Source organism: Parashewanella tropica (assembly GCF_004358445.1).
Classification (GTDB): Bacteria; Pseudomonadota; Gammaproteobacteria; order Enterobacterales; family Shewanellaceae; genus Parashewanella; species Parashewanella tropica.
Map to the genome: position 1 here is coordinate 1,484,991 of NZ_CP037951.1, position 12,901 is coordinate 1,497,891.

9 protein-coding genes and 1 pseudogene are annotated in these 12,901 nt (G+C 40.8%); 9 read left to right on the top strand and 1 reads right to left on the bottom strand.

What is annotated here, in order from left to right; translation table 11 throughout:
* Positions 1-2 precede the first annotated feature (2 nt).
* The 9 genes and pseudogenes from fabZ (at position 3) to E2H97_RS06385 (ending at position 11,843) form a co-directional block, all read left to right on the top strand.
* Entirely contained in the window at positions 3-473 is a 471-nt protein-coding gene (gene fabZ / locus E2H97_RS06345; protein WP_133406356.1) for a 3-hydroxyacyl-ACP dehydratase FabZ, read from the top strand.
* A gap of 2 nt (positions 474-475) precedes the next feature.
* Positions 476-1,246, top strand: coding sequence for an acyl-ACP--UDP-N-acetylglucosamine O-acyltransferase (lpxA, locus tag E2H97_RS06350; RefSeq protein WP_133406357.1), 771 nt, complete (start codon positions 476-478; stop codon positions 1,244-1,246).
* A gap of 62 nt (positions 1,247-1,308) precedes the next feature.
* Positions 1,309-2,448: a lipid-A-disaccharide synthase gene (gene lpxB / locus E2H97_RS06355; protein ID WP_133406358.1), complete on the top strand. Its 1,140-nt coding sequence runs from the start codon at positions 1,309-1,311 to the stop codon at positions 2,446-2,448.
* A pseudogene (gene rnhB, locus E2H97_RS06360) lies at positions 2,448-3,070 on the top strand (ribonuclease HII). Before lpxB ends, rnhB begins: the two are co-directional and overlap by 1 nt.
* Positions 3,071-3,509: 439 nt before the next feature.
* Complete coding sequence (gene dnaE, locus E2H97_RS06365) at positions 3,510-6,986, top strand: DNA polymerase III subunit alpha (RefSeq protein ID WP_133406359.1); 3,477 nt, start codon at positions 3,510-3,512, stop codon at positions 6,984-6,986.
* Between the two features lie 8 nt (positions 6,987-6,994).
* Positions 6,995-8,329 carry a tRNA lysidine(34) synthetase TilS gene (gene tilS / locus E2H97_RS06370; RefSeq protein ID WP_170308254.1) on the top strand — a complete coding sequence of 445 codons (1,335 nt, stop codon included), beginning with the start codon at positions 6,995-6,997 and terminating at the stop codon, positions 8,327-8,329.
* A 142-nt stretch (positions 8,330-8,471) separates the two neighbouring features.
* Positions 8,472-9,260: a hypothetical protein gene (locus E2H97_RS06375; protein WP_133406361.1), complete on the top strand. Its 789-nt coding sequence runs from the start codon at positions 8,472-8,474 to the stop codon at positions 9,258-9,260.
* A 421-nt stretch (positions 9,261-9,681) separates the two neighbouring features.
* Positions 9,682-10,665: an isopenicillin N synthase family dioxygenase gene (locus tag E2H97_RS06380; RefSeq protein ID WP_133406362.1), complete on the top strand. Its 984-nt coding sequence runs from the start codon at positions 9,682-9,684 to the stop codon at positions 10,663-10,665.
* A 17-nt stretch (positions 10,666-10,682) separates the two neighbouring features.
* Positions 10,683-11,843 (top strand): trans-sulfuration enzyme family protein, encoded by a 1,161-nt coding sequence (locus E2H97_RS06385; protein WP_133406363.1) that lies wholly within the window; start codon positions 10,683-10,685, stop codon positions 11,841-11,843.
* Here E2H97_RS06385 and E2H97_RS06390 read toward each other — a convergent pair.
* Positions 11,806-12,807: a sigma-54 interaction domain-containing protein gene (locus E2H97_RS06390; RefSeq protein ID WP_133406364.1), complete on the bottom strand. Its 1,002-nt coding sequence runs from the start codon at positions 12,805-12,807 to the stop codon at positions 11,806-11,808. The genes E2H97_RS06385 and E2H97_RS06390 overlap by 38 nt on opposite strands.
* Positions 12,808-12,901 lie beyond the last annotated feature (94 nt).

The following is a 12,901-nucleotide window of genomic DNA, read 5'->3' on the forward strand; positions in this document are numbered from 1 at the left end:
TCGTGTCAAATGAAATGAATACTATGGATATTCACGAGATCATCAAGTTTTTGCCTCATCGTTATCCATTTTTATTAGTTGATCGTGTTCTAAATTACACGATAGGTGAAGGTCATACTGGCGAGTTACAGGGTCTTAAGAATGTGACTGTTAACGAACCATTTTTTCAAGGGCATTTTCCGGTTAAACCAGTAATGCCTGGTGTGTTATTACTTGAAGGCATGGCTCAAGCCTGTGGTTTGTTGGCGTTTAAGTCAATGAGTGAGCAGCCTCCTGGCGATAATGTACTATTCTATTTTGCTGGTATTGATAAAGTTCGCTTTAAGCGCATTGTTGAGCCAGGTGATCAAATCCATTATCACGTTAAAATGATTAAAGAGCGCCGTGGGATTGGTGTTTTTGAGGCTATAGCCAAAGTGGATGGCGAGCTGGCTTGTTCAGCTGAAATTATGTGTGCTCGCAGAGAGATCTAATTGTGATTGATAAATTAGCGTTCGTTCATCCAAATGCAAAAATTGGAAAAAATGTCACTATCGGCCCATGGAGCTATGTTGGTGATGGTGTAGAAATTGGCGATGATACATGGCTAAGTTCTCACGTTGTGGTCAAAGGCCCAACTGTAATTGGTAAAGGTAACCGCATTTTCCAATTTGCTTCAGTGGGTGAAGAATGTCAGGACAAAAAATTTGCGGGTGAAGATACTAAATTGTTCATTGGTGATAACAACATCATCCGTGAATTTGTCAGTATTCACCGTGGTACAGTGCAAGACAACAGTGAAACATGCATAGGTTCAAATAACTTGTTCATGAATAATGTTCACATTGCTCATGATTGTGTGGTTGGTGATAACGTTATTTTAGCCAGTAACGCAATGATTGCGGGACATGTTCATGTAGGGGATTGGGCTATTCTTGGTGGTATGACAGGTGTGCATCAATTTGTTCATATTGGTGCTCATGCCTTTACTGCAGGTTGCTCGTTGATTTTACAAGACGTTCCTCCATTTGTAATGGCATCAGGTTCTCCAGCGGCTCCTAGAGGTTTGAACCGTGAAGGACTTAAGCGTCGTGGCTTCTCTAAAGAAAGTCAGCATGCAGTGATGCGTGCATACAAAGCTTTTTATCGTAACAATTTAACCGTAGAAGAAGCGATTGAGTCCTTACAGAAAGATGCTGAAGAATGTGCTGAAGTGAAATATCTAATAGATTTTGTCTCAAACTCAAGTCGTGGCATTATACGCTAAGCTTTAATCGATTTTATTTAAGGCCTCTTTTGAGGCCTTTATTTTTTGAACAGTACGGATATATGACGCAAAAAAAATCTCCCACATTTGCCATCGTTGTTGGTGAAGTCTCAGGTGATATTCTTGGGGAAGGCCTTGTTAGATCTTTACAAAAGCGTTATCCAGATGCTCGGTTTGTTGGGATCGGTGGACCAAGAATGGAAGCACTTGGTTTTGAATCTTTATTCGCAATGGAAGAGTTAGCAGTAATGGGGCTGGTTGAGGTGCTTTCTCGTTTACCTCGTTTACTTAAAGTTCGCAGTGAATTGATTAAAAAAATCACTGAAATACAGCCAGACTGCTTTATTGGGATTGATGCCCCCGACTTTAATATCGGATTGGAATTAAAGCTTAAGCAAAGAGGCATCAAAACGGTTCATTACGTGAGTCCGTCGGTATGGGCTTGGCGCCCTAAGCGTATTTTCAAAATAGACAAAGCAACCGACATGGTGTTGTCGTTACTTCCTTTTGAAAAAGCGTTTTACGACAAACATAACGTTTCATGTAAATTTGTTGGACATACTTTAGCTGACGATATCCCACTTGAAAGCGATAAATTAGCGGCCAGAGCTGAACTAGGACTTGATCCTGAAGCTGAATACTTGGCTATTTTACCCGGAAGTCGAGGAGGGGAGCTTAAACAGCTGGCAGAGCCTTTTGTAAAAGCAGCAGCATTACTTAAGCAGAAATATCCAGACTTAAAATTTGTAACACCGCTGGTGAACGAAAAACGCAAACAGCAATATATTGATGCTTTAAAGCAATTTGCTCCCGATTTAGAAATTAACCTTATTGCAGGGCATTCTCGCACTGTAATGGCGGCATCTGATTGTATTTTACTTGCATCAGGTACAGCGACTTTAGAAGCTATGCTGGTGAAGCGTCCGATGGTTGTCGCTTATCGTGTTAGTCCGATCACATACAAAATAGCTAAGCGCATGATGCAGATTGAACATTACGCTTTACCTAACTTGCTTGCAGGAAAAGAAGTGGTTAAGGAGCTAATACAAGTAGATTGCACTCCTGACAAAATTGTTGAAGCAATATCTAATCAGCTTGATGGTGACTTTAGCGAGCTTAATCAGGTTTTCACAGACATTCATCAATCCATCGCTTGTAATGCCAGTGAGCGAGCAGCAGATGCAGTAGAGGCACTTATCTAATGACTATCTTTAAAGGTATAACCGAAGAGCAAATAAGCGAACTAACTCAAGGGCTACATGCTGGCGTTGATGAAGTCGGGCGTGGGCCTCTTGTGGGCGATGTTGTCACTGCTGCTGTAATATTAGATCCTAAAAACCCTATCGAAGGCTTACATGATTCTAAGAAGCTCTCTGAAAAAAAGCGTGATGCGCTTTATGAGCAAATCTTGGATAAAGCCTTAGCCGTAAGCGTTGGTCGAGCCTCCCCCAAGAAATCGATGAAATCAATATCCTACAAGCGACAATGGTAGCTATGCAGCGTGCAGTAGCTGGGTTGTCTATAGCACCAGAAAGTGTATTGATTGATGGTAATAGAGTCCCTGAGCTGCCAATGCAAGGGCATGCGGTCGTAAAAGGCGATGGCCTTATTGAGGCAATTAGTGCTGCTTCTATCGTAGCAAAAGTTGTGCGTGATCGTGAAATGTTGGAGTTAGATAAAAAACACCCTGAATATGGCTTTGCTGCTCATAAGGGATATCCAACCAAAGCTCACATGGAAGCGTTATCCGTCCATGGAGTGCTATCCGAACATCGAAGAAGTTTTAAACCTGTAAGGGAATTGGTTGCTGAGGCATCGCTTTAGGTTCAATTAAAGTTAATTTTCTACTGTAGCGGTCAACGTAATGGTGAGCTCTACAACAACTACATACAACTCTGTATTGATTATGATGAAATAGTTTTTCCATAAACTTTCTTTTTTTTCGAAACATTGGTTGTTGCAGACCACAGTTTAGACAAGTTAAATTAGTAAAAATCATCGCGTTCCCCTCCTGTGATTTCGAGGGGATTAAATCAAGTAAGCGGTTGATCATCAAGAAAAATAATAATAGTAAAAGCTCTAAGATTTTCATTTGGTTCATTAAGAAAAAATATTAGAAAATACTAAACTCTAACTTTAGAATTAAAGCTCTATTGTAACTTCTTGTTCTAAAAAAGAGCTTTTCTTTGATTCAGATCATAAGGTGTCAGAAATCTGTCACCTTTATATTTTAAATAGTAATAATCATATAAGAAATAAGTATATGCCAGAACCACGTTTCGTTCATCTTCGCGTCCACAGTGACTTCTCAATGTCTGATGGTGTTGCCAAGGTTAAGCCTATTCTTGCTCGTGCAGATGAGCTGGAAATGCCAGCCATTGCTCTTACCGATCAAAATAATCTTTGTGGATTAGTGAAGTTCTATGGAGGATGTCATGGAGCGGGGATCAAACCGATTATCGGTGCTGATTTTTGGGTGTCAGTACCTGAATTTGATGAACTGTGTGCCATAACAGTACTGGCAATGGATAACGATGGTTACCAAAATCTGACTCAATTGATAAGTCAGGCATATCTGCGTGGTGACTTCAAAGGAAAAACCGTTATCGATCAAGAATGGCTGGTTAAATACAATGCTGGCATTATTTTACTGTCTGGTGGTAAGGACGGTGATATAGGTCAGGCTTTACTCAAAGGCAACCAAGCTCAAGTTGAACAGTTGGCTGATTTTTATCGATCGCATTTTCATGATCGTTATTATTTAGAACTATTAAGAACAGGTCGACCAGACGAAGAACGTTATTTACACATGGCGGTAGAGCTTGGCTTACAGACCGATTTACCAATTGTTGCTACCAACCAAGTGGTCTTTTTAGAAAAAGATGACTTCGAGGCGCATGAAATTCGAGTCGCTATTCATGACGGTTATACTTTGGCGGATACTCGACGCCCTAAAAAATACAGTGAGCAACAATATCTTCGGACAGAAGATGAAATGTGTGAGCTTTTTGAGGATATCCCTGAAGCTCTACAAAATTCAGTTGAAATTGCTAAGCGCTGTAATGTCACAGTTCGTCTTGGTGAGTATTTCCTTCCTAACTTTCCAACAGGGGATATGTCGATTGAAGACTTTCTTGTTGCGAAATCAGAAGAAGGGCTAGAAGAAAGACTTGAGTTTTTATTCCCAGATGAAAAAGAGCGAAAAGAAAAGCGTAAAGAGTACGATGAACGTTTAGATATCGAGCTTAAAGTTGTAAACCAAATGGGATTCCCAGGCTACTTTTTGATCGTAATGGAATTTATCCAGTGGGGTAAAGATCATGGTATTCCAGTTGGGCCCGGACGTGGTTCTGGTGCGGGTTCTTTGGTGGCTTACGCTCTAAAAATTACCGATCTTGATCCATTAGAATTTGACTTACTATTCGAACGTTTCTTGAACCCAGAACGTGTATCCATGCCCGATTTCGATATCGACTTTTGCATGGATAGACGTGACGAGGTAATTGACCACGTTGCTGAGCTATATGGACGAGATGCGGTATCGCAAATTATCACCTTTGGAACCATGGCGGCAAAGGCAGTAATTCGAGATGTCGGACGTGTACTGGGCCATCCTTATGGATTTGTTGACCGTATATCGAAAATGGTTCCTGCAGAACCAGGGATGACGTTAGCAAAAGCGTTTGAAGCTGAACCAGGGTTACCAGAAGCATACGATGCTGATGAAGAAGTACGCGATCTTATTGATATGTGTCGCAAGCTTGAAGGTGTAACACGAAATGCCGGTAAGCACGCCGGTGGTGTTGTTATTTCACCAACTACGATTACTGATTTTGCACCACTTTACTGTGATTCAGAAGGTAAAAACCCCGTTACTCAGTTTGATAAGAATGACGTAGAAACAGCAGGCTTAGTTAAGTTCGACTTCTTGGGGTTAAGAACCTTAACCATTGTCGATTGGGCGTTGGAAATGGTGAATCGTCGTCAGGCCCAACAAGGTTTAGAGCCTGTGAACATTGACGCTATTCCACTTGATGACGCTAAATCGTTCAAGTTACTGCAACGCTATGAAACCACAGCCGTATTCCAGCTTGAATCTCGTGGTATGAAAGATCTAATTAAGCGTCTACAACCCGATTGCTTCGAAGATATGATCGCATTGGTAGCGCTGTTCCGTCCTGGTCCTCTGCAATCGGGTATGGTAGATAACTTTATCGAGCGTAAGCATGGCCGTGAAGAAGTATCTTATCCTGATCAACAATGGCAACACGAATCATTAAAACCCATTCTTGAGCCAACTTACGGCATTATTTTGTACCAAGAGCAGGTAATGCAGATTGCACAGGTTTTGGCTGGTTACACTCTTGGTGGCGCGGATATGCTGCGTCGTGCAATGGGTAAGAAAAAGCCAGAAGAAATGGCTAAGCAGCGTGGTACGTTTGAAGAAGGCGCTATCAAAAACGGTGTTGATGGCGAACTCTCCATGAAGATTTTCGACTTGGTTGAAAAGTTCGCTGGTTATGGATTTAACAAATCTCACTCAGCCGCTTATGCGCTCGTTTCTTATCAAACATTGTGGCTTAAAACTCACTATCCATCAGAGTTTATGGCGGCCGTTATGTCGGCGGATATGGATAACACCGACAAAGTGGTGACGCTGGTTGATGAATGTGAACGAATGGGATTGCCTTTGCTGCCACCGGATGTAAACAAAGGCTTGTACAAATTTACCGTAGATGATGAACAGAACATTGTTTACGGCATTGGCGCGATTAAAGGGGTGGGTGAAGGGCCTGTAGAGTCCATCATCGAAGCACGTGAACAAGGTGGGACATTTAAAGATTTATTCGATTTTTGTGCTCGTATTGATTTGAAAAAGCTCAACCGCCGAGTGATTGAAAAGCTAATTTGTGCAGGTGCCTTAGATAATTTAGGTCCACATCGTGCGTCTATGATGGAAACGCTACCAGAAGCGATAAAAGCCGCTGATCAACATTCTAAAGCGGCAGCGATTGGTCAAGGTGATATGTTTGGTTTGCTCAATACAGAACCTGATGATGTCAAACAGCAATTTGTAGATTGCACCCCTTGGCCTGATAAAGTATGGCTTGAAGGTGAACGAGACACATTAGGTTTGTATCTAACTGGTCATCCTATCAATCAGTACCTGAAAGAGCTTAAGTACTACACCAATGGTCGCTTAAAAGATACCCATCCAACAGGGCGGGGCAAAACGGTTAAAATTGCTGGTCTGGTGATTGCCAGTCGTGTCATGATGACTAAGCGTGGCTCGAAAATGGGCTTGGTGACGCTAGATGATAAAAGTGGCCGTTTAGAGGTAATGTTCTTCACCGATGCCTTTGAAAAGTTTCAGCACTTGATTGAAAAAGACCGAGTACTGATTTGTGAAGGCGAGGTCAGTGTTGATGATTTTTCAGGTGGCAACCGCATGACCGCTCGAAATGTTGTCGATATTAGTGATGCTCGTAGTCACTATGCAAAAGCGGTGGAAATTGATATGGAAGGCGAACAGCTTTCTCATTCATTACTTGAGTCTTTTAAAGAAACCATGTCACCTTGGCGTGAGCAGGGTACAGTTCCAGTTGTTATAAACTACCATTTGCCAGAAGCAAAAGGGCAGTTTACTCTAGGGGAAGATTGGCGCATCAATCCAACCGATGATTTACTATTGTCACTGCAAACCATGATGGGACCCGATAAAGTTAGGATGATGTTCTAGTGAGGCAATTGGACTTGATAGAGGATGTTTGGCAAACATTAACCTCAATTGCCCAATTAGAACAATGCACCATCGTTTTAGGATATAGCGGTGGTGTTGATTCTGAAGTCTTGGCGTTTATTTTGAGTCAATTAAAACTGCGTCAGCCACAGTTATCAATGAAGCTGGTGTACATAAATCACGGTTTGAGCATCTATGCGGATGATTGGCAGAAGCATTGTGAACAACGGGCAAATCAATATCAGCTTCCTTTTATCGCTAAATCTGTAACGGTAAAGCAAGGTGCGCGTTTGAGCTTAGAGGCTGAAGCGAGAAAAGCACGATATCAAGCTTTATTAGAGGAAATGAACGAAGGTGATGTGTTACTGACAGCGCATCATCAAGATGATCAGTTGGAAACCTTGTTACTTGCACTTAAGCGAGGGCAAGGACCAAAAGGTTTGTCGGGAATGGCTAGCGTACAAGTCATCGAAAAAGACGTTATTCAATGTCGACCCTTGTTGAATTTGAGTAAGGCTGAGATTCAAGATTTTGCTCAGCAACACCAACTTTCCCATATCGAAGATGATAGCAATCAAGACGACAGTTTTGACCGTAACTTCTTACGCCTTAAAATCATACCGGCATTAAAGCAACGCTGGTCGTCTATTGCGACGACAGCAAGCCGAAGTGCAGAGCTTTGCGGTGAACAGCAAGCCTTATTAGATGAAGTTGTGAATGAAAAATTAACATGTTATTTGGCTGACTCGCCATTTGCAGAAAAAGTATTGAACCTCTCTGGCTTTGATGCTGAATCTAGACCTTGGCAACGACAGGTATTTCGAGCTTTTATTAGCTTGTTACAATTACCCATTCCTTCAAAAGTCCAGTTAGATGAAGTGCTAGACCAAATCTTAAACGCAAAATCTGATGCGAGTGTTGAGCTGAATGTTTCTGGGTTAACGGTGCGTCGTTATCAAAATCAAGTATTTGCTTTTTCAACAGATGCTATTTGTAAACGTCCACTTGAGACGATTGAACTTGGTAGTTTAGATGATTTAGTGCTTAATAATTATCAGGTTTCCTTGTCTGATAAGCGTCATTTGGATTTATCCCAAACCATTTTTCAACTTACCCTACCTAAATCAGCACAGTTCAGTTTACGTTTTAATCTCGCTGGCAGTACCTTGTGCAATCCTCATTTTAGGCAAAAATCGCGGGCTTTAAAGAAAGTCTGGCAAGAGTTGAAAGTTCCAACTTGGGAGCGTTCCAAGATTCCTATGTTGTTTGTAAACAATGAATTTGTCAGTGCAGTTAATCTTTGGATTGAAAAGGACTATTTCAAGGTTGATGTTGTAGAGTAATTAAGAATTATTCTAGATTACTTTTACCCCAACGCTGGTTACAATTTAGAGTGATGAATTGCTAAATATAAAAAATTATTAATGACATACATTGTAAACAAAAACTAAAGTTTTTATATCATCCATAGTTTAACCAAGTACTATGCTTTCTACTGTTACCTTACATGCTAATGGCAGTGTTTCTTTTTCTCGGAGCATAAGGAAAAGTGAAGAAATTCCAGAACAACAAGAGACATTGGAGCAAGCCAGTGGTAGCACCTGCGAGATAAATAATACAGAAGCATGCTGCACACCTTCTCAAAGCGAACTAATCAGCACATTAAAGTCGTTACTGGCTAATCAACAGATTGATTTAACAAACGCAGACTCTATTTTGTTCTTTCTTAATCAAATCAAGGGGGTTGAAGTTCGAATTATTAAACGTTCAAAAGATTTACGAGATGCATCAATTTTCAAGATACAGATGAACAATGGTTTTCCGCCGCTATCAATAAAGATTCACCCAGATAACTCTTCAAGCGCAAAACGAAATGCCTCACCAAGCAGAGTGCAAAGGCTAAATGAATGTGGTGCAACATCCCATGTATTTGAATCATTCATAGTGACAAGCCAGAAAACTGAATACCGAGTTTATGTATACCAGTACGTACATGGGAAAACATTAGTTAAGGCGCTAAACGAAAAGGATATCGATATCAAAACCGCTAAAGCACTAATGGCAGAGTTAACTACTAGACTTCACCGTATAGGGTATCAAACAAGCTGTCTTTGTTTGTCAGACATTATACTTACACCTGAACAAAATCTTAAAATTACTGATTGGAATAAACTTGTGGACTCAGAACATTTAGATTTAAATTTGCAACAGATGAAGAAAACAACAGAACACTTGATTACGTTATATGAAACAGCTAGGTGTATTTTTAGCTGAAAAATCGAACTTTTCAAACTGTAAAAAAAATCAATTTCAATGTTTAGCTGCTAGTGTTCACAGCAATAGCACGAATCAGTTTTATCAAACACCGAGTAACACGATTCCATATTGAATTGAAAATCATATTTTAAATTGCATTTGATTTTTCGCGGACAAACACGAAATTGTCCAATAGCTTGTTTCGTACCGTATGATTCTTATTACTTCAAATTTCCTATAGAAAGATAGCTGTTCTAAATCCCATAAAAAAAAATCTGTAATTCTTTTTTCAAATAAAAACCGTTAGATATAGCGGTTTTCCCTTCTTATTTAGTAGCTTTAAATACTGGAACTTAAAAACCTTTTAATATCAATAGATTAAGAGTTGGCACGCTTTTAGCCTTATATGCTCTAGTAGTAAATAAACTGAGGTTAGCTAATGAAGCCACTTCCAACTCTCACATTCAGCCAATATTTGGCGGGTGGAGAACAAAAACAAGATTTCCTAAAGCAGTTAAGAGAAACCAGCAAAGAGGTTGGTTTTTTCTATCTGGATGGTCACGGCTTAGATACCTCTATTCAAAAAAATACGTTTGAATTAATGCATTCATTTTTTGCATTGCCTGCTGAAGAAAAGCTCAGTATTGAAATGAAGCACTCTCCTCACTTCCGTGGTTATTCACAAATAGGGAGTGAACTGACGCTAGGTGAGGAAGATCAACGGGAACAATTTGACTTCATGAGAGAGGAGCCAACACCTTATATCAATGGTGAATCTCCTATTTGGTTGAAGATGCGCGGCAACAACCAATGGCCAAATCAGTTACCACACATGAAGCAACAAATGTTGAACTTTCAAGATAAACTGACAAATATCGGAGTGCTTTTACTCAAGGCGTTTGCTGAATCCTTAGAGCAAGACCCTAATACATTTGATGCTAGTTTTTCTCAAGCTCCACACCCACATACAAAGATAATTCGCTATCCAAAGCAACAACAAGGTTCTAGCCAAGGTGTTGGAGCCCATAAAGACTCAGGCTTTCTTACTTTTGTTATTCAAGATGAAGTGTCGGGTTTAGAAGTTGAAACTGATGATGGCTGGTTACCTGTACCACCTAAACCGGGTACCTTAATTGTCAACATTGGTGAGTTATTAGAACTGGCATCAGATGGATATTTAAAGGCGACTGTGCATCGCGTTGTTAGCCCTCAGTCAGAACAAGACAGATATTCTTGCGCGTTTTTCTTATGGCCAAGGTTGGACACCGATGTGCCTTTATTAGATTTGCCAGAACATCTAAAGAAGCAAGCAAATGGTCCAGATAGCGACCCAAATAATCCGTTATTTTATCAAGTTGGCGAAAACATTTTAAAAGGACGATTACGATCTCATCCTGATGTTGCTGAATTACATTACTTATAGAAAGTGAAAGAATAACAATGAAATTTAAAACAAAAGTATTACACTCTCATAAAATTGAAGATCAACACGGCGCGTTGAACATTCCTATTTACCAAAGTAGCACTTACGATTATCAGGATTTTGAATCGGGGAGAGCACGATTTTCTGGGCAAGAGCAGGGCTTTATTTATAGCCGAATGGCGAACCCTACCGTCAATGCTCTGGAGCAAACCATTGCAAAAATCGAAGGGGCTGAACAGGCTTTGGTTGTGTCTAGTGGCATGGCTGCTTTAAGTAGTATTTTTATTGCCTTGTGTCATCAAGGTGATCATGTCGCTGTGGTCGAGCCGGTATACGGTGGGAGTTCTGCAATGTTAAGCCAAACGTTGACTCGCTTTGGCGTTAACGTTCATCGTTATTACAGTGATGAAGATTTACTGGAACGCATTCACCCGCAGACCAAGATTATTTTATTCGAGTCAATTTCAAACCCAACAGTAGCCGTAAATGACTTCCGTAAAGTAAAAAAAGCGGCTGAAAAGGTCGACGCGATTACTGTTTGTGACAATACCTTATATTCTCCGTATTTATTCCGTCCATTAGAGCATGGGATGGACCTTGTTATGCACAGTGCCACTAAGTATTTGAGTGGTCACGGCGATATCATTGCTGGTGTTGTAGCTGGCTCGAGTTCATTAATGGAACAGGTGAGAACGGTAGGGTTGAAGCATGTTGGGGCATCAATTGGTCCTCAAGACGCTTACTCACTTTCTCGCGGCTTAAGAACTTTACCTTTACGAATGGAAGCGCATCAAAAAGGTGCGATGCACGTTGCTGAGTTTTTGGAAAATCATCCTAAAGTCGAAAGGGTTCATTACTCAGGTTTGAAATCAAGCCCATACCACCAAGTTGCATCGGAGTCGGTAGGGCATTTTGGTGGGCTAGTGAGTTTTGAGCTGGTGGGAGGCGAAGCGGCTTGCCAAAAAGTTTTGGACAATCTAAATCTATTTACTCAAGCTGTGAGCTTAGGTGATTTAGAAAGCTTAGCGTGTCATCCTGCGACAACCACTCATGCTGCAGTATCTCCTGAATTACGACATGAAGCAGGAATTTCAGATTCGATGATCCGTTTGAGTATTGGTGTAGAAGCACCTGAAGATCTTATAAATGATCTACAGCAGGCGCTTGATTTGGTGTAATACCATATTTTCTTATTTTTGAACGTAAAGTGCTTGGGTTTATGCCCAAGAGCTTTGCGGCTCCGAAAGGGCCTTCTACACGACCATAGCTCTTTTTCAGTGCCTGCCGAATGTGCTGAACAATCACGTCGTCTAATTTGGCAAAAATAGGTTCATCTGTACGAAGTTGAAGGCTTTGGGAATCATGACTTTTTAGTGGTTCAGCGAGTTTGATATCACTATTTTTGATAAATAGTGCACTTTCTATCGCTAATCGCTTTCCTCTCCCTAAGATGGCGGCTCGTTCAATCACCGCTTGTAGTTCACGTACATTACCCGGCCATGAGTGTTGCTGTAGATAGTGAATTTGCTGTTGAGTTGGAAAACAAATAGGTAGTGCTAAAGTGTTTGCCGCTTGACTTGCAAACTGCTCTGATAGGGCTTGAATGTCATCAAGTCTATGTTTTAGTGGTGGTAGATTGATAGGAAAGACATTCAACCTGAACAGTAGGTCTTCACGAAATCGTTTGTGCTGAACTTCGTCGGTTAAATTCTTATGGGTTGCAGCAATAACTCTCACGTCTACTTTGATTTCTTGTTCACTGCCAACACGTCTAAGAGTGCCTTCTTGGATCACTCTCAGTAATCTAACTTGTGCAGCTAAACTCAGCTCTGCAACTTCGTCTAAGAATAATGTGCCGCCATCCGCTTGTTCAAACCAACCACGTTTTTGGTTTGTTGCTCCAGTAAAACTGCCTTTTTCATGACCAAATAATTCAGAATCGATCAGCTCCGAAGCTACGGCACCACAGTTTACTCTGATAAAAGCTTGTTGCTGTCGAGAAGAGTGCATGTGTAAATGGCGTGCAATTACTTCTTTACCCGTACCTGTTTCACCCAATATTAATACCGTAGAGTCAGTAGCTGAGACAAGCTCAAGCTGTTGCATAACTCCTTTTAGGCTGGTTTGGCTTCCGATGATCATTTATTCATTTTTCCGTTAATTTGGTGTATCGATCCGCGTGATTTACTGTTGCGAACTTAAATCAGTAAAGCATATTGAATTGATCTAATGAAAT